This is a genomic window from Pseudomonas sp. RHF3.3-3 (assembly GCF_048069595.1).
GTDB lineage: Bacteria > Pseudomonadota > Gammaproteobacteria > Pseudomonadales > Pseudomonadaceae > Aquipseudomonas > Aquipseudomonas fuscovaginae_B.
The window spans coordinates 5,690,935-5,715,000 of record NZ_CP182250.1; the positions used below are offsets into that span (position 1 = coordinate 5,690,935).

The window sequence follows — 24,066 nt, forward strand, 5'->3', positions numbered from 1 at the left end:
CACAAGCCATGAAAAACGGCCCCCCCGGTGATAAGCCGGGAGTGCCGTTTTTTACCTCAGAAAAGCCCCTGACTGCGGACTTCGCTTATTGCCTGTCAAACCGGAAGGGTGAACGACTCTCCATTATTGGTGTAGAACAGCTCGATCGTGTTACTGCCGCTGTACCAGTCCTTCAGGAAAACCCCCGAGTCCAGGTTGCCATTCTTCACGTCGGTCGCCGAGAAGATATAGGCCCCCAGGTCCGTCCTGACGACCTGGACATCACTGACACTCTGGATGTTCTTCAGTGTCACCGTATCGACACCCGAGGTACCGGTGTCGAGGATGGCCACCATGGTTTTCGAGTAGACGATATAGGCATCGCCGCCTTCACCACCGTAAGCGTCTCCGGAGTTGTGCAGGTTGAGCGTGTCGAAGCCTTCTCCCCCGTGAAGCTCATAGCCATAACCGAGACCACTCAGGGTATCGTTGCCATCACCTCCGATAGCGACACCGGAATACACAGTGATGTTGTCGCTGCCGGCCTCGCCATACAGGATGCTTCCGGCATCGTTGGTGCTGCTGACCATGGTGTCGTTGCCATTGCCGCCGTAGAGCATGTCGGCTTGGGCAGTATTCAGGCCCGATGCCGGTTTCACAGCCGAGGTATCGGTACTGGTGCCACCATAGATGAAGTCGTTGCCGTCCCCGCCGTAGATGGTGTCGTTACCCGCGCCGCCTTCCAGCCTGTTGGAATAGGCGTTGCCAGTCAGCGTGTCATCGAAGTCCGAGCCCATCAGGTTGTCGATGTTGTTGAGCACATCGCCCTGGGCATCGCCACCGGAAGCGGTGCCGTTTTGCAGGTCGATCTGGACTGCATCGCTGCTGGTCAGGTACCAGGCTCCGTCCCCACGTCCCATACCGTTGAAGGTATCGGCACCCACTCCGCCAATGAAGTTTTCGGCATTGGCCAGGCTGCCAGTGAAGGTATCGGCCTGGTCAGTACCCTGGAAAATCTCGATGGAAGTGTAGGTGTCGCCTGCGGCGATTCCAGTCAGCACGGGTGTGCTCAGGTCGAGCACAATGCCGGAAGTCTCGCTGGCGAAGCTAAGCATGTCCATGCCGGCGCCTCCATCGAAACGATCAGCACCAGCGCCGCCGATGAAGACGTCGCCATAACTGGAACCCTGGATCACCTCGATGCTCTCATAGGTGTCGCCAGCCGCAATCCCGGTATGGATCCCCGTCTTGGTATTGATCGTCACACCCTGGCTGCTGTCACCGTAGCTGACCGTGTCGGTACCGATACCACCGATGAAATGGTCGGCACCGGCACCGCCGTACAGTACATCGTTACCGGTGCCGCCAGTGATGATGTTGTCCGAAGCATTGCCGCGGCCAGTGAAGTTGCCTGTACCGATGTAGGTCAGGCGCTCGACGTTGGCTGCCAGGCTCAGGCTGCTCAGCGCAGTCTTGACCTCGTCGTCGCCACCATCTGCCAACTCGACCACCGACACGCCCGTGCCGTTGACGAAGTAGGTGTCGTTGCCCTGCCCGCCCACCAGGCTGTGCCCGGAGGTCTGGGCCGTGAGGGAGTCATCGAAGGCCGAGCCGATCACCCGCTCGAAGTTGCTCAGGCGGTCGCCCTGGGCATCACCGCCAGCACTGACCGAGCCGTTGACCAGGCTGACCGTCACCGCCTCCGAGGAACCTGAGTAGTCGATGGTATCGACGCCACCGGCACCGTCGAACTGGTCCGCCGCTGCGCCACTGATGAAGGTGTCGCCATAGCTGGAGCCCTGGATCGTCTCGATCCCCACATAGGTATCGCCTTCGGCGATACCCGTGTTGATCCCGGTCTTGGTGTTGATCACCACGGCAGTGTTGCTGTCGCCGTAACTGGCGGTATCCGCGCCCGCACCACCGATGAACTGGTCGGCGCCGGCACCGCCGTACAGCAGGTCGTTGCCGGTGCCACCGGTGATGATGTTGTCCGACGCGTTACCATAACCGGTGAAGCTACCACCGCCCACATAGGTCAGCCGTTCAACGTTGGCCGCCAGGCTCAGGCTGCTCAGGGTAGTCTTGACTTCATCGTCACCTTCACCAGCCGCTTCGACCACCGACACACCCGTGCCGTTGACGAAGTAGGTGTCGTTGCCCTGCCCGCCCACCAGGCTGTGCCCGGAGGTCTGGGCCGTGAGGGAGTCATCGAAGGCCGAGCCGATCACCCGCTCGAAGTTGCTCAGGCGGTCGCCCTGGGCATCACCGCCCGCACCGACCGAACCGTTGACCAGGCTGACCGTCACCGCCTCCGAGGAGCCCGAGTAGTCGATGATATCGACGCCACCGGCACCGTCGAACTGATCCGCCGCTGCGCCACTGATGAAGGTGTCGCCATAGCTGGAGCCCTGGATCGTCTCGATCCCCACATAGGTATCGCCTTCGGCGATACCCGTGTTGATCCCGGTCTTGGTGTTGATCACCACGGCAGTGTTGCTGTCGCCGTAGCTGGCGGTATCCGTGCCCGCACCACCAATGAACTGGTCGGCGCCGGCACCGCCGTACAGCAGGTCGTTGCCCGCACCGCCGGTAATGATGTTGTCCAAGCCATTGCCGTACCCGGTGAAGCTGCCGCTGCCGACATAGGTCAGGCGCTCGACGTTGGCCGCCAGGCTCAGGCTGTTGACTGTGGTTCTGATTTCATCGTCACCTTCGCCAGCCGCTTCGACCACCGACACGCCCGTGCCGTTGACGAAGTAGGTGTCGTGCCCCACGCCACCCACCAGGCTGTGCCCGGAAGTCTGCGCGGTCAGCGCATCGTCAAACGCCGAACCGATCACCCGTTCGAAGTTGCTCAGGCGGTCGCCCTGGGCGTCACCGCCCGCACCGACCGAGCCGTTGACCAGGCTGACGCTCACCGCTGCCGAAGAAGCCGAATAGTCGATGGTGTCGGTACCGCCAGCCCCATCGAACTGGTCTGCCGCAGAACCACTGATAAAGGTATCGTTGTAGCTGGAACCCTGGATCGTCTCGATCCCCACATAAGTATCGCCTTCGGCGATACCGGTGTTGATCCCGGTCTTGGTGTTGATCACCACGGCAGTGTTGCTGTCGCCGTAGCTGGCGGTATCCGTGCCCGCACCACCAATGAACTGGTCGGCGCCGGCGCCACCGTACAGCAGGTCGTTGCCCGCACCGCCGGTAATGATGTTGTCCAAGCCATTGCCGTACCCGGTGAAGCTGCCGCTGCCGACATAGGTCAGGCGCTCGACGTTGGCCGCCAGGCTCAGGCTGTTGACTGTGGTTCTGATTTCATCGTCACCTTCGCCAGCCGCTTCGACCACCGACACGCCCGTGCCGTTGACGAAGTAGGTGTCGTTCCCCACGCCACCCACCAGGCTGTGCCCGGAAGTCTGCGCGGTCAGCGCATCGTCAAACGCCGAACCGATCACCCGCTCGAAGTTGCTCAGGCGGTCGCCCTGCGCGTCACCGCCCGCACCGACCGAGCCGTTGACCAGGCTGACACTCACCGCTGCCGAAGAAGCCGAATAGTCGATGGTGTCGGTACCGCCAGCCCCATCGAACTGGTCTGCCGCCGAACCACTGATAAAGGTATCGTTGTAGCTGGAACCCTGGATCGTCTCGATCCCCACATAGGTATCGCCTTCGGCGATACCGGTGTTGATCCCGGTCTTGGTGTTGATCACCACGGCAGTGTTGCTGTCGCCGTAGCTGGCGGTATCCGTGCCCGCACCACCAATGAACTGGTCGGCGCCGGCACCGCCGTACAGCAGGTCGTTGCCCGCACCGCCGGTAATGATGTTGTCCAAGCCATTGCCGTACCCGGTGAAGCTGCCGCTGCCGACATAGGTCAGGCGCTCGACGTTGGCCGCCAGGCTCAGGCTGTTGACTGTGGTTCTGATTTCATCGTCACCTTCGCCAGCCGCTTCGACCACCGACACGCCCGTGCCGTTGACGAAGTAGGTGTCGTTGCCCTGCCCGCCTACCAGGCTGTGCCCGGAGGTCTGGGCCGTGAGGGAGTCATCGAAGGCCGAGCCGATCACCCGTTCGAAGTTGCTCAGGCGGTCGCCCTGGGCGTCACCGCCCGCACCGACCGAACCGTTGACCAGGCTGACACTCACCGCTGCCGAAGAAGCCGAATAGTCGATGGTGTCGGTACCGCCAGCCCCATCGAACTGGTCCGCCGCCGAACCACTGATAAAGGTATCGTTGTAGCTGGAACCCTGGATCGTCTCGATCCCCACATAAGTATCGCCTTCGGCGATACCGGTGTTGATCCCGGTCTTGGTGTTGATCACCACGGCAGTGTTGCTGTCGCCGTAGCTGGCGGTATCCGTGCCCGCACCACCAATGAACTGGTCGGCGCCGGCACCGCCGTACAGCAGGTCGTTGCCCGCACCGCCGGTAATGATGTTGTCCAAGCCATTGCCGTACCCGGTGAAGCTGCCGCTGCCGACATAGGTCAGGCGCTCGACGTTGGCCGCCAGGCTCAGGCTGTTGACTGTGGTTCTGATTTCATCGTCACCTTCGCCAGCCGCTTCGACCACCGACACGCCCGTGCCGTTGACGAAGTAGGTGTCGTTGCCCTGCCCGCCTACCAGGCTGTGCCCGGAGGTCTGGGCCGTGAGGGAGTCATCGAAGGCCGAGCCGATCACCCGTTCGAAGTTGCTCAGGCGGTCGCCCTGGGCGTCACCGCCCGCACCGACCGAACCGTTGACCAGGCTGACACTCACCGCTGCCGAAGAAGCCGAATAGTCGATGGTGTCGGTACCGCCAGCCCCATCGAACTGGTCCGCCGCCGAACCACTGATAAAGGTATCGTTGTAGCTGGAACCCTGGATCGTCTCGATCCCCACATAAGTATCGCCTTCGGCGATACCGGTGTTGATCCCGGTCTTGGTGTTGATCACCACGGCAGTGTTGCTGTCGCCGTAGCTGGCGGTATCCGTGCCCGCACCACCAATGAACTGGTCGGCGCCGGCGCCACCGTACAGCAGGTCGTTGCCCGCACCGCCAGTAATGATGTTGTCCAAGCCATTGCCGTACCCGGTGAAGCTGCCGCTGCCAACGTAGGTCAGGCGCTCGACGTTGGCTGCCAGGCTCAGGCTGTTGACTGTGGTTCTGATTTCATCGTCACCTTCGCCAGCCGCTTCGACCACCGACACGCCCGTGCCGTTGACGAAGTAGGTGTCGTTGCCCTTGCCCCCCACCAGGCTGTGCCCGGAGGTTTGTGCAGTCAGTGTGTCATTGAACACGGATCCAACAACGCTCTCGATACCCATCAAGGTATCGCCCTGCGCATCACCACCAACCCCCGTCCCTGTAACCAGGTTGACCGTCACCCCAGCAGTCGAATTGGCATACGAAGCAGTATCGGTTCCCGCCCCACCATTCAGAACATCCGCCCCAGCCCCTCCATCAAGCAGATCATTGCCCGCCCCGCCATCCAGCGAGTCGTTCCCGGCGAAGCCATACAACTCATCGGCTCCTGTCGTTCCTACCAGCGTATCCGCTCCTGATGTTCCGTTGATCACTGCCATATTTCTTCCTTGCTCCTTGTTGAGTCATGGGTACCACGGTGAACTCGTTTGTTCTTCATCCTTCGCGGAAGGCGCGCTGGGCATGATCACTGATAGGTTTGAGCAGATAGGAAATGACGCTGCGTGTGCCGGTCTGGATCATCGATTCCACCGGCATTCCGGGTACGAGGGTCAGCCCTTGCAGTTGCGTCAGTTCGCTGTGCGGTATTTTGATCCCGGCTCGATAGAAGCCCATGCCAGTGCGTTCGTCCTGGACCAGATCCGCCGATAGCCGGACCACCTGCCCCTTCAACTCCGGCGTCGTGCTGCGATTGAAGGCGCTGAGCCGCAGCACCGCATCCTGCCCCAGCGATACCTGGTCGATGTCTTGGGCACTGATGCGCGCCTCGACCAGCAGCTCATCGTCGGCCGGCACGATCTGCATCAGGTTTTCCGCCGGCGAAATCACCCCACCCAGGGTATGCACGGCCAATTGCTGGACCCGCCCGGAAACCGGGGCGGTGATATCGATGCGCTTGAGCTGGTCATTGGCGGCGATATCGCGCTCGACCAATTCACCCTGTCGGGCTTCGAGCTCGCGCAGTTCCAGGGACACCTCGCTACGGAAACTCTGGTCGATCTGCAGGCGCTGCAGCTCGGTCTCGGCAATCTTGCCGCGGGCTTCGGCAATGGACGCAATCAGTTGCCCACGCTCTCCGCGCAAACGGGCGATGCCACGGGCCAGGGCGTTGACGCGGTCGATGGTCATCATCCCTTTCTCGAAGAGTTTGCGGACAGCCTGGTACTCCTTGTCGATCAACTCGATTTCTTCGGTCTTGGTTTTCTGCTGAAGGTCATGGCCGGCAATCGTCTCGTTGAGTTGCCGGATTCGCTCACGCAACTGCTTTTTCTGCCCTTCGCGGGACGAACGCCGGTCCTCGAACAGACGCTGCTCACTGCTCATCAATGCCTGCGCGGCGTCGGCCCCCAGACGGTTGATCAGTGACGCCGGCGTCACCAGATCAGCCGCGCCATCACGCTCGGCCTCCAGGCGCGCCTGGCGCGCCTGGGCCTGGCTCAGCGACTTGGAGACGATGGCCTCGCCAACTTTCGGCAGCGTCGCATCGAGCCTGATCAGCACGTCCCCCGCGCGGACCTGCTGGCCTTCGCTGACCAGCAGTTCAGCGACGATACCGCCCGTGGGGTGCTGGATTTTCTTGACGTTGCTTTCCACCGCCACGCTGCCGGCAGCGATCACCGCACCGGACAGGTCGGTACTGATTGCCCACCCCAACCCGCCGCCCAGGAGGACCAGCAGGCTGACAGCGCCGAGACGAAGATGTCGGTTCAACGAACCGGCCAGGCTGTTTTCCTGATCATGAACGGTCATTGGGCAACTCCCATTTCCACGACGCTGGCCGTCGGCCGAGGTACCGGTGCCGACGGTTTTCTGAGAACCGCGTCTCTGGCGCCAAATGCCACCTGAACGCCATGCTCCAGAATCAGGACCTGGTCGATGACCGACAGAATGCTGGTGCGATGGGCAATCACCACGACAATACCGCCGCGAGCCTTGATCGACAGGATGGCCCGCGACAGGGCCTGCTCCCCCTCGGCATCGAGATTGGAGTTAGGCTCGTCGAGCACCACCAGAAACGGATCGCCGAACAACGCCCGGGCCAGCGCGATCCGCTGGCGCTGCCCCGCCGACAGGTTGAGCCCGCCCTCGCCGACCTGGGTTTGATAGCCTTCGGGTAATTGCAGGATCAGCTCATGCACGCCCGCCAGTTGCGCTGCCGAGACAATGGACCGGTCATCGGCCTGCGGATCCAGCCGCGCGATGTTCTCGGCGACGGTGCCGCTGAACAGCCCGACGCTTTGCGGCAGGTAGCCGATGAGCTTGCCCCTGGACTGCTCGCTCAGCAGCTCCAGGGGTGCACCGTCCAACTTGACCTGGCCACGAGCCGCTGGCCAGGCGCCAACCAGGGCGCGGGCCAGCGACGACTTACCGGAAGCACTCGGCCCCACGACCCCCATCGCGCTCCCCGCCGCGATCGCGAAACTGACGTTCTGCAAAGTCAGGCGCTGGCTGCCCGGTGGTGCGGTAAAGAGGCTGTCGACCTGAAGTGTGCGATGTGCCGCCGGCAATTCGGTCTTGCTCGGCTCCTCGGGAAACAGGGCAAACACTTCGAGCAGCCGCTTCCAGGCCAGATGGGCGGCCAGCAGGCTGCGCCAGGTGGCAATCACCTGCTCGGCCGGTGCCAGGGTGCGCGACACGATGATCGAGGCCGCCACGATGGTGCCGCCGCTTAGGTCACCCTGGATCACCAGGTAGGCGCCCAGCGCCAGGGAGCCGGACTGGACCAGATGACGCAGAGACTTGGAGATTCCACCGAAAAAAGAGCCGATGTCGACAGTCTGGCGTTGCAGCGTACTGTAGGTCGAGTGATGTGCCTGCCAGAGCGCCGAGGTACGTTGCGCCATGCCCATGGCCGCCAGCGCCTCGGCATTCTGGTGCGCCTGCTGCCCCAGGTAATTGCGTTTGTTCTGCGCCTCGGCGCAGGCTTGCGCCAATTGTCGGGACTGCCGATCGGTGATGAAGGTCAGCGCCACCAGCACGATGACCAGCCCGCTGGTCAGCAGGCCGAACAGTGGGTGAATGTAGAAGCAGACGGCCAGGTACACCGGCATCCAGGGCAAATCAAAAAATGTCACCAGCCCCGGGCCGCCAATGAACCCGCGAATCTGATCCATTTCCTGAGCGGGCTTGAGGGCGTCGCCGGTAATCGCCGTTTTCAGCGATACCCCCGCAATCACCTTGAACACCCGGGGAGACAGGGCCAGATCGAAGGCGGAGGCAATCCGCACCATCAGGCGGGAGCGGACAATATCCAGCAGGCCTGAAAATCCGTACACCCCCAACACCAACAACGCCAGCGCCACCAACGTCGGAATGCTCCGGCTGGGAATGACCCGGTCGTACACTTCCAACATGAACAACGGGCCGGCCAAGGCCAGGATATTGATGACACCGGAAAACAGCGCGGCGCCGATCAGGCTTTTACGCAGGAGGGTTTTCAACGACGCCGAAACGACAGGCGTATTGAGGGCGTGACTTCTCTTCAATTCTTCTTCCGTCCCTGTGAGCTTGCATAGCGTCCATGCAGTCAGAACGAAAGCTCTGCCCTGATGATGCTGATATAACGAAAACTTGACGTCGTTCGTTAGCGCAGGCAGTGCGAGCAAGTTCTGCACCAGCTTGTCGGGGTGCGCGCAGGAAAAGAGTTGCAAACTGAGTCAACGCAACAATCAGGCAAAAAAAATCCGGCGCCCAAGAGCGCCGGATTTGCGAGACACCGAAAAAGCCGTCAGGTCATCTGGATGATGGTCTGCATGATGGTGCTCTGGGTGGAGATGGTCTTGGCGTTGGCCTGGTAGTAGCTCTGGCCCTTGATCAGGTCCACCAGTTCATTGGTCAGTTCGACGTTGGAACCCTCCAGGGAGCCGGAAACGATCGAGCCGTTGGTGCCGACTTCACCGCCGTCATAGGCTGGCTGGCCGGAAGCGAAGGTCTGCTTCCAGTTGGTCCCGCCCGAAGGCTGCAGGCCCTGCTCGTTGGTGAAGCTGGCGATCGCCACCTGGCCGATGGCCTTGTGCTGGTTGTTGCTGAAGTTGGCGAAAATGATGCCGGTACCATCAATGCTGATGTCGGTGATCTGGCCAGTGGCATAACCGTCACCAATGATGGCTGCACGGGAGGTGTCGGCGTTGAACTGGGTGGTTTTTGTCCAGTCGGTAAGGATACCGGTAGGGTTGGCACCTGCGCCGTTGGCCGCCCACACACCATTGGTCACCGTACCTGGAACCCAACCGGTAATGGTGATATTGGTCTTGCCGGCGGTGCCACCGATGGAAGTCAGCTTGCCGGAGGAGTCAAAGACCATTGCCACGGGAACAGGGTCGGTTGCCGCAGGCGGAACGGTCGGAGGTACGGTCCCCACAGTGGGCAGCGTACCGTTCGGATTGCGACCGTCAATCAGCGTATAGACGTTCCAGGTGTTGGCACCAGTCTTGACCACATACTGGTCCAGCGAGTGCTTGTTGCCTTGGGAGTCGTAGATGTCGGAGCTGAACGGCTTGGTATAGCTGGCCGTATTCGATGGATCGAACGGCGTGACGGACTGATCGATCACCGCCGACTTGGAGTCCAGGTTGATCGTTGCACCAATCTTGGTGGTGGTCTGTGGCGGCAGGTTCGACACGTCGATACGCAGGTCGGTCAGCACGCCCGGAATGATGTTGCCATTGGAGTCGGCAGCGAAGCCCTGCAGGCGCGCAGTACCATCGGAGTTGGTGACGTAGCCGTCCTTGTCGGTCTTGAAGGTACCGGCGCGGGTGTACATCAGCGAGCCGTTGTCGCTCAGGGTGAAAAAGCCGTTGCCCTGGATACCGAGGTCCAACGCGTTGCCGGTGACGTTCATGCCACCGTTGCCGAAGTTCTGCGAAACGTTGGCCAGGCGCACACCGTTGCCGATGGTCTTGGACGATACACCGAGCTTGGTCGCCGAATAGACGTCTTCGAATTCCGCACGGGACGACTTGAAGCCGGTGGTGTTGACGTTGGCGATGTTGTTGCCGGTGACGTCGAGCTGTTTCTGGGCCGCGTTGAGACCGCTCAAACCGATATTAAAAGACATGCTTCTCTCCTTTGTTTCGCGTTGGTCGGCTCTTACAGGCCAATGGTCTGGACTTTGGACAGAGCGATACTGCCCACGCCCGCCAGGTTGAGCATCATTTCACCGCCGTTCTGCGACAGGCTCACGCTGCTGACAGTGGCCGGCAGGTTGGTGACCAGCGCCGTCGAGTCCGCAGAGCCCTTGAGGTTGGCGGTCGCACTGAAGCTGTAGGTGCCACTGGACAACAGGGTCCCGGAGTCATCCTTGCCATCCCAGACGAAGGGCACGTTACCGGCCGCGGTCTGGGCCCCCAGGTCGATGGTACGGACCACTTTCCCGGTGGAGTCGCTGATCTTGAGCGTGGTTTTGTCGGTGGCACCGGTAACGACCGCGGTGCCGGTAAAGCTCTTGCTGGTATCGACCACCGCCTTGCCGGTCGGCACGATGACCGAACGACCGACCAGCGACGACGCCTGCAGCGCCTGGGACGACTGGAACGCGCTGGCGATGTTGTTGACGCTGCTGTTGAGCGTGGTGATGCCTTCCAGGCTGCTGAACTGGGCCAACTGCGCAACGAAGGCGCTGTTGTCCTGCGGGTCCAGCGGGTTCTGGTTCTTCAGCTGGGTCACCAGCAGCTTCAGGAACGCGTCCTTGCCCAGGGTCTGGCCCCCGGATGCGCTGCTGATGGCATTGCCCAGCGAGTCGGTACTGGTCTTGTTCGTCAGTTTGGCGTTGGACGCCGCAAGAATGTCGTTCAGAGTCGAAGAGGTGCTGGTGGAGTCGGTAACGCTCATGTCTGTCGCCCCTTATCACTGACCGAGGGTCAGGACCTTCTGCATCATGGTCTTGGCGGTGTTCATCATTTCCGCGTTGGTCTGGAACGAACGGCTGGCGGAGATCATGTCGGCCATTTCCTCGACGACGTTGACGTTCGGGTAGTAGACATACCCCTTGGCGTCGGCCGCCGGATGGTTCGGCTCGTAGCGCGCTTCCAGGTTGCTCTGGTCCTCGACCACACCCAGCACCTGCACGCCCTGGCCCGCGGCGTTCTGGTCCTCGAACAGCGAATTGCTGCCGCCGGCCTGGCTGTTCTGGAACATGGTGGCGAACACCGGGTGGCGCGCCCGGTAGGTCTTGTCGATGCTCGACGAGACGGTCTCGGCGTTGGCGATGTTACTGGCGACGGTGTTCAGCCGAGTGGTCTGGGCACTCATGCCGCTACCGGCAATATTGAAAACGCTGGCAAGGGACATGGCTTACTCTCCACGCAGGGCCGATACCAGCCCTTTGAATTTACTGTTGAGCAGGGTGAAGCTGGCCTGGAAGTCGACTGCGTTCTGGGCGTAGTTCGATTGCTCGATCTGCGCATCCACGGTGTTCTGGTCGATCGACGGCTGCATCGGGGTGCGGTACTGCAATGCCGCGTCGCCATTGCTCAGCCCCTGGGCTTCGATATGGCGGCTGTTGGTGGTGTTGAGCGCGAAGGTGCCATTCCTGGCCTTTTCGCTCTGCTCGGCGAGCACGGAGGAAAAGTCCATGTCCCGGGCCTTGTAGTTCGGGGTATCGGCGTTGGCGATGTTGTTGGCCAGGACTTCGGCACGCTGGGCACGGAAGCTCAGGGCCTGTTCGTGGATGCCGAGCGCTTTGTCGAAACTGATGCTCATGTCGGGAAACCTTCGAGAGTTGACCTGATCGTCGGAACAGGTTTTTCGTTGACAGAGCTGTAGCAAGCCCCATGCCAATTTTCTCAAAGCCCGTAAATCAAGGCCTTGCCGGATAACTGCCGCCGGCAATGCCAGAAAAGCGGCAAGGCATTTCCGCCGAGCGCCAGCAAAGCGGCAAGACTGGCGGCAAAAAAAAGCGGGAGCCTTTTGAGCTCCCGCCGGGGGTATTGAACGATTGGCTACTTGGCCTTGTAGATGATGCCCGGACTGCATTGCACCATCTGGTAGTGGTCCGGCAGGCCGTTGAGGGCTTCGGACGCCCCCAGGAACAGGTAACCGCCCGGCTTGAGGCTGCCGTGGATGCGCATCAGGATGTCCTTCTTCACCTCGGCGGAGAAGTAGATCAGCACGTTGCGGCAAAACACGATGTCGAACTTGCCCAGGCTGGCATAGCTGTCCAGCAGGTTGAACGAGCGGAACTCGACCCGGTTGCGGATCGGTGCCTTGACCGCCCAGCGACCCGGCCCCTTGGCATCGAAGTAGCGCTGCAGGCGCTCGGGCGACAGGCCGCGGCCAATCGCCAGGCTGTCGTACTCGCCGGTCTTGCAGTTGGTCAGCATCAGGCTCGACAGGTCGGTGGCGACAATCTGCGCCCCGGCCTTCAACTGGCCCATGTTGGTCCGTTCGAACTCGTCGATCGACATCGAGATCGAGTAGGGCTCCTGCCCCGATGAACAAGCAGCCGACCAGATCCGCAGGCGCTGGCCAGGGCTGGCCTTGATCGCTTCCGGCAAGACCTTGTTCTTGAGCACCTCAAACGGATAGGTGTCACGAAACCACAGGGTTTCGTTGGTCGTCATGGCATCCACCACCTGCTCACGCAAGCCGCTGCGTGGCTGGCTCTGAATCCTCTGGACCAGTTCGCCCAGGGATTTGATGCCATTCTGCTCCATCAGCTTGTTGAGACGGCTGGAAACCAGATATTGCTTGTTTTCACCGAGCAGAATGCCACAGGCCTTTTCCAGGAAGACCCGGAACTGTTCGAAATCCAAATTACCCGTAGACAATGATGCCGCCTCTTAAATCGTCTGTACCGCCGGGGACACGGGTCCCCGGCTGTTATCCTGCAGCCTTGATCCGGTCAACCACCCGGGCCGCCAGGTCATCAGGTCGGAACTTGGCAAGGAAGTCATCGGCACCGACCTTCTTCACCATCGCCTGGTTGAATACCCCTGACAGGGAAGTATGCAGAGTGATGTGCAGCTTTTGCATCCGCGGATCGCTGCGAATCTCAGCAGTGAGGGTATAGCCGTCCATTTCCGGCATTTCAATGTCGGAGATCATCATCAGGAATTCCTCCTCCGGCTTCTTACCCTCCTCGACCAGCTTGCGCAGATAGTCCAGCGCCTGCCGGCCGTCGTTCAGCGCCACCACCTCGACGCCGACCGTCTGCAGGCAACGCGTGACCTGCTTGCGCGCCACCGACGAGTCGTCGACCGTGAGCACCCGCAAGGACACCGCCTTGGTCTGTGTCTCGACATCCACCACGCCCAGGGAAACCGATTCGGACATGGGCGAAACCTCGGCGAGGATCTTCTCCACATCGATGATTTCCACCAACTGGTTGTCGATGCGCGTCACCGCCGTCAGGTAGTGATCGCGCCCGGTCCCCTTGGGTGGCGGATGGATCTCTTCCCAGTTCATGTTGACGATGCGCTCCACCGACTTCACCAAAAACCCCTGGGTCTTGGTGTTGTACTCCGTAATGATCACGAACGGATTACTCTGATCCTTGAGTGCACCGGCCCCCGTGGCCATCGCCAGATCGAGGATCGGGATGGTAGCCCCACGAATGTTCGCCACACCGCACACCACCGGATTGGACTTGGGCATCAAGGTCAGCTTGGGGCATTGCAGCACCTCGCGCACCTTGAATACGTTGATCCCGTAGAGCTGCTGGCCGTCGAGACGGAACAACAGCAGCTCAAGGCGATTCTGCCCCACCAGTTGCGTACGCTGGTTCACCGAATCCATCACACCAGCCATGACTGCCCTCTCTGATCAAAGCCTCATCATCCGACGCCCACTCAGGAACAAACGGCACGAGCCTTGCTTTTTATACCGTTATGAAAGCACAAACGACATTTTTTCGACGCCTGACATCACAGTACCGCAGATTGCTCGCGGTGGTGTCCGTTTTATGCTGCCTGAACCCGAGCAACCCTGCTCTTGCGGAATCGGCGACCCTGCCTGATCAGCTTATCGGCGTGACCCAAGGCTTTCTTGAGTTCACGGTAGAAGACTATCTGGCCACCAGTCAAACCGAAGGGCGCTACGAGATCCAGGTCAACCAGCTGGACCCGCGCCTGCGCATGGCCGCCTGCGACAAGGAATTGACAGCCAGCCTGGAAAGCCCGGCGACACCGATCGGCCGGGTCACGGTGAAAATCCGCTGCGAAGGCAGCTCGCCATGGACCGTGTTCGTGCCGGCCCAGGTCAAGTTGTATCGCGATGTGGTGGTGACCACCCGTCCGCTCAAGCGCGCCGGGATCATCGAGCCAGGCGACGTGGCGTTGCGCGAGCGGGATATCAGCCTGATCAACCAGGGCTTCCTGACGTCACCGGACCAGGCCATCGGGCAGAAACTTGTCCGACCAATGGTCATGGACCAGGTCGTCACCCTGGTCCACCTGGAACAGGCGGAAGTGGTGCGCAAGGGCGATCAGGTGGTCATCAGCGCAACGAGCGGCGGCCTGGTGGTCAAGATGCCGGGCGAAGCCCTCTCCAACGGCGGCCTGAACGAGCAGATCCGGATCAAGAACCTCAATTCGCAGCGGGTCATCAAGGCTCGCGTCACCGCCCCTGGCCAGGTAGAGGTGGCTTTATAGATCGATAAGGCCACCTCGCAATCACTGGCGCCAGGCCGCCACTTTTCCTAAACTGTGGCCCAGACAGGGCTACAGCCTAGATGCAGACTCATTTTCAGATGAGGCTAAAGTTTTTCCGGGTATGGCCGAAAACAAGGCAAGCGTCCAAATACCCAGAGGTTTTTTTATCATGGTCATCGATTTCAGTCGTTTGAATAACGCCCCGTCATTGACAGGCAGCACGCGCACCAGCGCCAACAAGGAAGCCGACAGCAGCGGCAAATCCTCGGCGGTGAACAGCCAGACCGAAGCGGTCGGCCAGAGCGGGGAATCGGTACACCTCAGCAATGAGGCTCAGCAGTTGCAAAAGATCACTGACAAGCTGCAGCAGCAGCCCGTAGTCAACAGCGCCCGTGTGGCCGAGTTGAAACAGGCGATCGCGGATGGCAGCTACAAGGTCGACAGCAACCGCGTCGCCAGCAAACTGCTCAACTTCGAAGCCCAGCGCTAGGCACCTGCCGGCGCGAGGCTTTTGGACGCTTAAAACCCAAGGCCAGCCATGCAAGACACCACTCTACTGCAACTGATCACCGAAGATTTTGCTCCAGCTCAAGATCTGCTCGAGCTGTTGCGCGCCGAGTCCCTGGCGCTCCATGGTCGCAACATGGTCGAGCTGGAAGATATTCTGGCGCGCAAGCAGGCGCTGATCATTCTGCTGGAACAGCATGGCCGCAAGCGCAGCCAGATTCTCGCCAGTCTCAACCTGCCCGCCAACCGCTCCGGCCTGGAACAACTGGCGGCACAGTCGAGCGTGGGCGGCGAACTGCTGAGCCAGAGCGAAGAACTCACCCGCATCCTGGCCGATTGCCAGGCCGCCAATGAACTCAATGGGCGCAACATCCAGGTTCAGCAAGCGACGACCGCAAACCAGTTGAAGATCCTGACCGGCGGCGAGCCTCCCGCACTTTATGATGCCCGCGGCTCGACGGCGAGGCTTGCGAAGCAACGCCCGCTGAGTCAGGCTTGAACCCAAACTGCTGCGCGCTCTGTTCAAGGCGCGTAACATGCTGGCAAAATGCTGGCTTTTGCGTGTAGTCGTATTTTGTCTGGAGATTGATGAACCGTGTCCAATGCCCCAAGCGCGGATGATGCTCCGCAGCCACCGAAGGTGCTAACCACGCCTCTGGAAATTTCCGCCAACCTGCGGATGCTGCAGGATAGCCATGACCCGTTGATCATCACGTTCCATGAACGCAGCCAGCGTTTCCAGAGTTTCGTGATCGATGTCGACCGGGATGCGGGCACTCTGGCCCTGGACGAAATGATGCCACGCGACGGTGAACGCTTCCTGGCAGCGGGTGAACCGTTCCGCGTCGAAGGCTTCCACGACGGTGTACGCATCACCTGGGAACAACCCCAGCCAATGACCGTCGACGAGACCAACGGTTGCTACCGTGGCTCGATGCCGGCCGAGGTGGTGTACCATCAGCGTCGCAACGCCTTCCGCGCCGCCCTGAAACTCACCGCACTGGTCAACATCGAACTGGGTGGCGACAAGCTCAAGGCACCGATCAACGGCAAACTGCTGGATATCTCCGCCAGCGGCTGCAAGCTGCGCTTCGACGGCGATATTTCCGATCGCCTGCAACTGGGCCAGGTCTACGAGCGTTTTATCGCCGCCCTGCCCTTCGGCCCCATGACCGCTCCGGTGGAACTGCGCCATCTGCACTTCGAGGAAAGGATCAACACCACCTTCGCCGGCGTACGCTTCCACAACATGAGCGGCCTGGTACAACGCCAGGTCGAGCGCTTCGTCTACCAACTGCAACGTGAAGCACGGCGTTTCGACAAGGACGACGACTACTGAGTCTGACGCTGCCTTCACCCACAAAAAACGGGCCACCTGATGAGGGTGGCCCGTTTTTTTATCGACACTGTCAGTTGCTCGACTTATGCGCCGGCTCAGGGTCGGACTCGTCCACTTCGGCAACAGCCTCTGCCGCCGGCTCGGTGGACGCGACATCCGCGACCGATGGCGCTGCCGCCGGGTTGTCGCACATCTGGTCCAGCACCACCTGTTCGTCGACCCGCGGGTCGAGCGCCGCGCCGAGGGGCGACATGGCCTCCGGCATGACCACGTGCTGCAACGGCGCATCCTCGACCTGATGCAGATTGGTCACCGCCTTGGGTCGGATGCGCAGCACCAGGATGAGCGCGAAAAAGCTGAAGAACGCATAGAGCATCTGGCTGCCGAACAGCTTCATCAGCACGCCCGCCGCCAGCGGCCCGATGCTCGCGCCGACGCCATAGGTCACCAGCAGCATGGCGGTCAGCGAGACCCGCCGATCCCCCTCGATATGGTCGTTGGAGAACGCCACCGCCAACGGATACAGACAGAACTGCAGCAACGACACCACGAACCCAACGACGAACAGCACCTCCAATGGAGCCGTGGAGAATATCGCCAGCGGCAGGGACGTCAGCATCAACAGCATGGCGACACTGCGGATCAGCACCGCCCGGTCATAGCGGTCGGAAAGCCAGCCCAGGGGCCACTGCACGAGAAAGCCGGCAAAGATGCAGCTCCCCATGAACAGACCGACCTGCTCGGTAGAAAGCCCCTGCTGGGAAGCGTAGAGCGGCGCCAGACCGTAGAACGAGCCGACGATGATCCCCGCGCCCAGCACCGTGGTCAGCGACTGCGGCACACGCTTCATGAAGAAACGCGGCTCCAGCGGCGCCGGATGCAAGGGGGCCGGGTGAATCCGCCGGGTCATGGCCACCGGCACCAGGCACAATGCGAAGCACAGTGCGACCAGCATCAGCAACTCGGGACCGAGGGCAGGATGCATGACCAGGATCAGTTGCCCAAGCACCAGTCCGAGATAGGACGCGATCATGTAGCCACTGAAGACCACGCCACGCTGCCTGGCCTCGGCCTGTTCGTTGAGCCAACTCTCGATGACCATGTACTGGCACATCATTCCGAGGCCGACGATCATCCGCAGCAACAGCCAGGCCGGCAACCAGTTGACCAGTCCATGGCCCAGCACCGCCGCACCGACGATCCCGGCACATGTGGCATAGGCGCGGATGTGCCCGACACGGGCGATCAGCCGGTGGCCGATCTTGCCGCCCAGCACCAGGCCGAAGTAGTTGGCCGCCATCAGGGCCCCCACCCACAGGCCGTCGACATGGTCGGCCGCCAGACGCAGGGCAAGGTAGGTACTCAGAAGGCCCGAACCGATCAGCATCATCAGCGAGGCAAAATAAAGCGCTCTAAAGGATTTCCAGATTTGGCGCATTGACGTTCCTGACGGCTCTTTGAATGAGGTTTCGGGCTACCCGGAAGATAGCCCGAAGCGGGAGTTACGTCTAAGCCTGGGCCGCCAGAACACGGCGTTCCCAGGGGCTGATTTCATCGAGGAAGCTGGTCAGCTCCATGGTTTTCGACGCGATATAGCCTTCGATGAACTCGCTGCCGAACAGCTCCCTGGCCAGCTGGCTGCGCTTGAGGCGCTCCAGTGCCGCGTGCAGGGTGCATGGCAGCGACAGGGCGTCCGGCACCTCGAACTCGCCCTGGATGGCCGGCGTCGGCTCCAGCTCATGCTCGATACCGTAAAGCCCCGCGGCCAGGCTGGCCGCAATCGCCAGGTACGGGTTGGCATCCGCTCCCGGCAGGCGGTTTTCCACACGCCGTGCCACGGGCGAACTGGCCGGAATCCGCAGGCCGGCCGCGCGGTTGTCATGGGACCAGCAGGCGTTGTTGGGCGACGCATACGGATGGCACAGGCGCTGGTAGGAGTTGACGTTCGGCGCGAACAGCGCGGTGAAATCCGCCATGCACGCCTGCTGCCCGCCAATGAAATGATGAAACATCGCGGTAGGCTCGCCGGCGGCATCATTGAAGACATTTTTCCCGCTGCCGATGTCCACCAGGCTCTGGTGGATATGCATCGAACTGCCCGGGGTCTTCGCCAACGGCTTGGCCATGCACACCACGCTCAAGCCATGCTTGAGCGCCACTTCCTTGAGCAGATGCTTGAACAGGAAGGTCTGGTCGGCCAACAACAGCGGATCACCGTGCAACAGGTTGATCTCGAACTGGCTGACGCCCATCTCGTGCATGAAGGTATCGCGCGGCAGGCCCAGCGCCGCCATGCTTGCATAGACCTCGCTGAAGAACGGCCGCAAACCATTGTTGGAACTGACGCTGAAGGCCGAATGCCCCTCCTCGCGCCGCCCGTCGAGGCCGACAGGCGGCTGGAACGGCTGAGTCGGATCGGTATTGGGCGCGAAGACGAAGAACTCCAGTTCGGTCGCCACCACTGGTGCCAGGCCACGTGCCGCATAGCGGGCGATGATCGCCTTGAGCTGGCCACGGGTCGACAGGCAGGAGCTTTCCCCGGTCAATTCGTCCGCGTCACAGATCGCCAATGCACGGGGTTGCTGACTCCACGGCAGGCGGTGGATCTGCCGCGGGTCGGCCGTCAGGGCCAGGTCGCCATCATCGCTGCCGTAGAAACGCGCCGGTGGATAGCCGCCCATGATGCACTGCAGCAGCACCCCGCGCGCCAGTTGCAAACGTCGCCCCTCCAGGAAACCCTCGGCGGTCATCACCTTGCCCCGCGGCACGCCATTGAGGTCAGGCGTGACACATTCAATCTCATCAATGCCGGTCAATCGCTGCGCGAGCGAGTTCTGGCCTTCGCTAGTCATGACTCAATCCTTGTTTTTATAGAAGCCGCGAACGGCGCCCCGTACAAAATACGCACCAGCTGTTCGGGATTTCAAGCAGGGACGAGGAAAAAGCCTGACTCAGGGAAGATAGAGACTGAACAGCGCACCACCCAGGGTACCGCCGTTGCTGAGTTCGATACGCCCGCGTACGCCGTTGCGCTCGTGCAACGCAGCGATCCTTGCGGCGAAATACAGGCCCAGGCCAGTGCTGCCCGTGGTCGGATTGATGCCCTGTACATAGTCCATCTGGCGTTCGAGCATCTGCGCCGGGAAACCGGGGCCATCGTCATTGATGCTCAGCACCAGTTGCTCGTTTTCCTCGCGGACATTGATCAGCAAGGCATGGCAAGCGAAACGAATGGCATTGGTGACGATATTGCCCACCACCGAACCGATCAGCTCGCGATCGAAAAAGCCCAGCGGGCTGAAGTCGTCGACTTCATAACTGGCAACGATGCCACGACTGTTCAGGACCTCCTGACGGCACGCCAGTTGCGCGCCAATGAAGTCATCCATGTCGTGATAATCGGGACGCAACGGCAACTGGTTGACGCCCAGCTTGTACAACCCCAGCAACTGCACCAGCATGCTGTTGAGGTGCGCGAACTCATACTCGATCACCGCACGCTCGGGGTTCTCCCGCTGCGCCGCGGGCAGGTGGCTCTGCCACTGGCCGTGGGCCTGGATCAGCATCGCCAGCGAGTTTTTCATGTCATGCACGGTCGAGGCGATCACCGTGGAGAAATCCAGCCCCTGGTCCTTGTCGCTCATTCGCCAAACGCCCGGCTGCGCAATTTCTGATACCTCTCATAACGTGGATCGCTGTCCGGCATCTTGCCGACCATTTTCAGGCAGGCCCGGCACTCTTCGAGGATTGCCGCATCGGAAGTCTTCTGGGCGGTCACCAGCAGGGCCTGCGCAGCATTGAGGGCGATACTGATATTTTTCGGCTGCAGGGCCAGCGCCTTGCGGAACAGTGCCTGCGCTTCCTCCAGGTTGCCGCTCTTGTAGCTGCGCACGCCTTGGACGTTGAGGTCGATGGCGGCCTTGCCGCTGCCGAGGATCTCCGGGTCATCGGTCAGCTTGGCGATGCCTTTCATCACCGCCGGGTCGTCACCATAGATCTCCACGCAGTTCTTGAGCATCGAGGCACCGGCCTCGGCCTGCCCCAGTTGCTGCAGTTGCTTGGCCACCAGCAAGGCGGCGTCGGCACTCAGGAAGTTCTCCATACCCTCCAGGCGTGCCATCGCCTGCTCGGTGAGCTTGTCGGCGGTTTCGGCATCGTTGAGTAGCAGGCTGGTGGCCTTCATCAGCCGGGCACGCACCTGCAACCCCGGATCGTTGGCGTTTTCCTTGGCGACTGTGCTGAGTGTCTGGTTGATCTCCAGCCGCGTACGTGTGTCCAGCCCACGTTCGCTGCCCTTGCTGATCAACGCGTGAGCCAGGCCCAGATTGCTTTCCGGATCCTTGTAACGCGATTGCTCGCCCTGGGCGACAGCCTGGCGATAGGCCCGGGAAGCCCCCTCGAAATCCTCGTTGGCCAAGGCCAGCTTGCCCAGCAATGACTGCCGACGTACGGCCAATGGAGACAGGCGCACGGCCTCTTCCAGCACGCTCTGGGCACGTCGGGTTTCCCCCTGCTGGACCAGCACGTCGGCGAGCCCGTCGTAGAGGGCTGGCATCATCGGGAATGCCTTGAGTGCGGTTTCGTACAATTCCTTGGCCTGAGTCATCTGACCACGCTTGTAGAGCAGTTGCCCCAGCATGGCATAAGCCCATGGCAGCGGGCGATCATTGAGGATGCCATTGAGGAAGCGCTCCAGCGGCTCATTCTGGCCGAGGGCACGCATTGCATCGGCACGATAACGCAGACACAGCGGGGCGAAACGGGTGTCCTGCTGGGTGAGCCGGGTACAGGCGGCCAACACTTCGGCCGGTTTGTCACGGTCGAGCGCCTGCATGATCGGCTTGAGCAGGTTCTTGCGCTGGACCAGCTTTTCCAGGCGCTGGGCCAGGCTGGCGCGGTTGAACGGTTTGGTCAGATAGGCGTCAGGCTCGTGCTCCAGGGCACTGAGGACCATGGCCTGGCTGCTTTCGGCGGTGACCATGACAAAGATGCTTTCATGGCTGATCAGCTTGTCGACCATCAGGTCTTCGAGAACCTGCTGACCATTCTTGCGGCCATCGCCAAGGTGGTAATCGTGCAGGATGAAGTCGTAGCGCTTCTGCGCGCACATGCGCAACGCCTGTTCTCCGGTGTCGGCGGTGTCCACTTCCTTGACGCCCAACTCCCGCAGCATGGACCTGACTGAACTGCGAAAATCGGAGAAATCGTCGACGATCAGAAAGCTTTTTTGGTGATACGCCAGCATCGAGATTCCTGTCATGGGAAATAGAAGAGGGGCCCGAAGGCTATTGCAAGCACGGCCCCAACTTCACTGTCGCTTTCGCGAGCAGATAATAACTAAAGGCAAACTGCCACTAATCGATTTTACACCAACCTGTCATCGCATTGAGTGGCCCCGGCCTGATATTCAATCCAAGGGTAGCCGATGTACAGGTGGTGCTTTCCATCAAGTGACGCAAGACACAAGGCCCCTTGCGCAACTCATAGCCATCGCTAGTCAGGATATCGCCCGCAGTTGGCCAAACCTGAGGGTTGCCCGGTATCGAAGAAAAAAAAAGCATGCAGGGCTGCTGAGCTTCATCCGACACACGGCTCTCTCAGGCGGCGGCGGACCCGATGCCGACTGGTGGCCAGAGCAAACGCAGGGCTGGCTGGCAGCCTTGGGAGATTCTCAACCGCTGAAAAGACAAAACCCCTACCTGCCTGCGCAGATAGGGGTTTTGGAATTTAATCTTGACGATGACCTACTCTCACATGGGGAAACCCCACACTACCATCGGCGATGCATCGTTTCACTTCTGAGTTCGGGATGGGATCAGGTGGTTCCAATGCTCTATGGTCGTCAAGAAATTCGGTAGCCGGCTCGTTGCCTGGGCAACGCTCCAGCGAATCGGGTATGTGACAGTCTTTGGTGCTTTGTGCGTGGCAAACTTTCGGTTCACTTCGTCTTCATACACCGCAATCTGCTCATTCGACGCAAATTGCTTGGGTGTTATATGGTCAAGCCTCACGGGCAATTAGTATGGGTTAGCTCAACGCCTCACAGCGCTTACACACCCCACCTATCAACGTCGTAGTCTTCGACGGCCCTTCAGGGAACTCAAGGTTCCAGTGAGATCTCATCTTGAGGCAAGTTTCCCGCTTAGATGCTTTCAGCGGTTATCTTTTCCGAACATAGCTACCCGGCAATGCCACTGGCGTGACAACCGGAACACCAGAGGTTCGTCCACTCCGGTCCTCTCGTACTAGGAGCAGCCCCTCTCAAATCTCAAACGTCCACGGCAGATAGGGACCGAACTGTCTCACGACGTTCTAAACCCAGCTCGCGTACCACTTTAAATGGCGAACAGCCATACCCTTGGGACCGGCTTCAGCCCCAGGATGTGATGAGCCGACATCGAGGTGCCAAACACCGCCGTCGATATGAACTCTTGGGCGGTATCAGCCTGTTATCCCCGGAGTACCTTTTATCCGTTGAGCGATGGCCCTTCCATACAGAACCACCGGATCACTAAGACCTACTTTCGTACCTGCTCGACGTGTCTGTCTCGCAGTCAAGCGCGCTTTTGCCTTTATACTCTGCGACCGATTTCCGACCGGTCTGAGCGCACCTTCGTACTCCTCCGTTACTCTTTAGGAGGAGACCGCCCCAGTCAAACTACCCACCATACACTGTCCTCGATCCGGATAACGGACCTGAGTTAGAACCTCAAAGTTGCCAGGGTGGTATTTCAAGAATGGCTCCACGCAAACTGGCGTTCACGCTTCAAAGCCTCCCACCTATCCTACACAAGCAAATTCAAAGTCCAGTGCAAAGCTATAGTAAAGGTTCACGGGGTCTTTCCGTCTAGCCGCGGATACACTGCATCTTCACAGCGATTTCAATTTCACTGAGTCTCGGGTGGAGACAGCGCCGCCATCGTTACGCCATTCGTGCAGGTCGGAACTTACCCGACAAGGAATTTCGCTACCTTAGGACCGTTATAGTTACGGCCGCCGTTTACCGGGGCTTCGATCAAGAGCTTCGCTTTCGCTAACCCCATCAATTAACCTTCCGGCACCGGGCAGGCGTCACACCCTATACGTCCACTTTCGTGTTTGCAGAGTGCTGTGTTTTTAATAAACAGTCGCAGCGGCCTGGTATCTTCGACCGGCATGGGCTTACGGAGCAAGTCCTTCACCCTCACCGGCGCACCTTCTCCCGAAGTTACGGTGCCATTTTGCCTAGTTCCTTCACCCGAGTTCTCTCAAGCGCCTTGGTATTCTCTACCTAACCACCTGTGTCGGTTTGGGGTACGGTTCCTGGTTATCTGAAGCTTAGAAGCTTTTCTTGGAAGCATGGCATCAACCACTTCGCGTCCTAAAGGACACTCGTCATCAGCTCTCGGCCTTAAGATCCCGGATTTACCTAAGATCTCAGCCTACCACCTTAAACTTGGACAACCAACGCCAAGCTGGCCTAGCCTTCTC

At 60.5% G+C, this 24,066-nt stretch carries 16 protein-coding genes, 2 rRNA genes and 1 pseudogene (1 of these 19 only partly in view); 4 read left to right on the plus strand and 15 right to left on the minus strand.

The genetic code is table 11. The features are described from left to right. Positions 1 to 95: 95 nt before the first annotated feature. The 9 genes and pseudogenes from ACMGT0_RS24890 to ACMGT0_RS24930 form a co-directional block, all read right to left on the minus strand. Positions 96 to 5,543, minus strand: a pseudogene (locus ACMGT0_RS24890) (beta strand repeat-containing protein); the annotation flags it as partial. A gap of 55 nt (positions 5,544 to 5,598) precedes the next feature. Further along, positions 5,599 to 6,912, minus strand: coding sequence for an HlyD family type I secretion periplasmic adaptor subunit (locus ACMGT0_RS24895; protein WP_416770225.1), 1,314 nt, complete (start codon positions 6,910 to 6,912; stop codon positions 5,599 to 5,601). Next, positions 6,909 to 8,648: a type I secretion system permease/ATPase gene (locus tag ACMGT0_RS24900; protein ID WP_273826388.1), complete on the minus strand. Its 1,740-nt coding sequence runs from the start codon at positions 8,646 to 8,648 to the stop codon at positions 6,909 to 6,911. The genes ACMGT0_RS24895 and ACMGT0_RS24900 overlap by 4 nt, the downstream gene beginning before the upstream one ends. 242 nt (positions 8,649 to 8,890) lie before the next feature. Further along, complete coding sequence (flgE, locus tag ACMGT0_RS24905) at positions 8,891 to 10,219, minus strand: flagellar hook protein FlgE (protein ID WP_416770228.1); 1,329 nt, start codon at positions 10,217 to 10,219, stop codon at positions 8,891 to 8,893. A 32-nt stretch (positions 10,220 to 10,251) separates the two neighbouring features. Then, a complete protein-coding gene (locus ACMGT0_RS24910) occupies positions 10,252 to 10,992 on the minus strand; it encodes a flagellar hook assembly protein FlgD (protein ID WP_054057122.1) in 741 nt (246 codons plus the stop codon). Positions 10,993 to 11,007: 15 nt separating this feature from the next. Next, positions 11,008 to 11,451 carry a flagellar basal body rod protein FlgC gene (flgC, locus tag ACMGT0_RS24915; RefSeq protein WP_054057121.1) on the minus strand — a complete coding sequence of 148 codons (444 nt, stop codon included), beginning with the start codon at positions 11,449 to 11,451 and terminating at the stop codon, positions 11,008 to 11,010. Positions 11,452 to 11,454: 3 nt separating this feature from the next. Further along, positions 11,455 to 11,862, minus strand: coding sequence for a flagellar basal body rod protein FlgB (gene flgB, locus ACMGT0_RS24920; protein WP_054057120.1), 408 nt, complete (start codon positions 11,860 to 11,862; stop codon positions 11,455 to 11,457). A gap of 239 nt (positions 11,863 to 12,101) precedes the next feature. Then, entirely contained in the window at positions 12,102 to 12,929 is an 828-nt protein-coding gene (gene cheR / locus ACMGT0_RS24925) for a protein-glutamate O-methyltransferase CheR (RefSeq protein WP_054057119.1), read from the minus strand. Positions 12,930 to 12,981: 52 nt separating this feature from the next. Continuing rightward, a complete protein-coding gene (locus ACMGT0_RS24930; RefSeq protein WP_054057118.1) occupies positions 12,982 to 13,908 on the minus strand; it encodes a chemotaxis protein CheV in 927 nt (308 codons plus the stop codon). A gap of 80 nt (positions 13,909 to 13,988) precedes the next feature. On the opposite strand from ACMGT0_RS24930, the gene flgA reads away from it, so the two are divergent. From flgA to ACMGT0_RS24950, 4 genes are all read left to right on the plus strand, one after another. Beyond that, positions 13,989 to 14,750 (plus strand): flagellar basal body P-ring formation chaperone FlgA, encoded by a 762-nt coding sequence (flgA, locus tag ACMGT0_RS24935; protein ID WP_054057117.1) that lies wholly within the window; start codon positions 13,989 to 13,991, stop codon positions 14,748 to 14,750. A gap of 169 nt (positions 14,751 to 14,919) precedes the next feature. Then, positions 14,920 to 15,240 (plus strand): flagellar biosynthesis anti-sigma factor FlgM, encoded by a 321-nt coding sequence (gene flgM / locus ACMGT0_RS24940; protein ID WP_054057116.1) that lies wholly within the window; start codon positions 14,920 to 14,922, stop codon positions 15,238 to 15,240. 48 nt (positions 15,241 to 15,288) lie between these two features. Next, positions 15,289 to 15,756, plus strand: coding sequence for a flagella synthesis protein FlgN (locus ACMGT0_RS24945; protein WP_054057115.1), 468 nt, complete (start codon positions 15,289 to 15,291; stop codon positions 15,754 to 15,756). 96 nt (positions 15,757 to 15,852) lie between these two features. Beyond that, on the plus strand, positions 15,853 to 16,596 hold the full coding sequence (locus ACMGT0_RS24950; protein WP_054057114.1) for a flagellar brake protein: 744 nt from the start codon (positions 15,853 to 15,855) through the stop codon (positions 16,594 to 16,596). Positions 16,597 to 16,666: 70 nt separating this feature from the next. Here the strand turns inward: ACMGT0_RS24950 and ACMGT0_RS24955 are convergent, their stop codons facing one another. From ACMGT0_RS24955 to ACMGT0_RS24980, 6 genes are all read right to left on the minus strand, one after another. Next, positions 16,667 to 18,034, minus strand: coding sequence for an MFS transporter (locus ACMGT0_RS24955; RefSeq protein ID WP_416770233.1), 1,368 nt, complete (start codon positions 18,032 to 18,034; stop codon positions 16,667 to 16,669). Positions 18,035 to 18,104: 70 nt separating this feature from the next. After that, positions 18,105 to 19,346, minus strand: a complete 1,242-nt coding sequence (locus ACMGT0_RS24960; RefSeq protein ID WP_416773548.1) for a glutamine synthetase family protein — start codon at positions 19,344 to 19,346, stop codon at positions 18,105 to 18,107. 201 nt (positions 19,347 to 19,547) lie between these two features. Continuing rightward, entirely contained in the window at positions 19,548 to 20,240 is a 693-nt protein-coding gene (locus tag ACMGT0_RS24965; RefSeq protein ID WP_054057111.1) for a sensor histidine kinase, read from the minus strand. After that, on the minus strand, positions 20,237 to 21,841 hold the full coding sequence (locus ACMGT0_RS24970; protein ID WP_054057110.1) for a tetratricopeptide repeat-containing response regulator: 1,605 nt from the start codon (positions 21,839 to 21,841) through the stop codon (positions 20,237 to 20,239). The genes ACMGT0_RS24965 and ACMGT0_RS24970 overlap by 4 nt, the downstream gene beginning before the upstream one ends. Positions 21,842 to 22,327: 486 nt before the next feature. Further along, positions 22,328 to 22,443: ribosomal RNA gene (gene rrf / locus ACMGT0_RS24975) — 5S ribosomal RNA — on the minus strand. Positions 22,444 to 22,592: 149 nt separating this feature from the next. After that, positions 22,593 to 24,066, minus strand: a 23S ribosomal RNA gene (locus tag ACMGT0_RS24980); it runs 1,417 nt beyond the window's last position.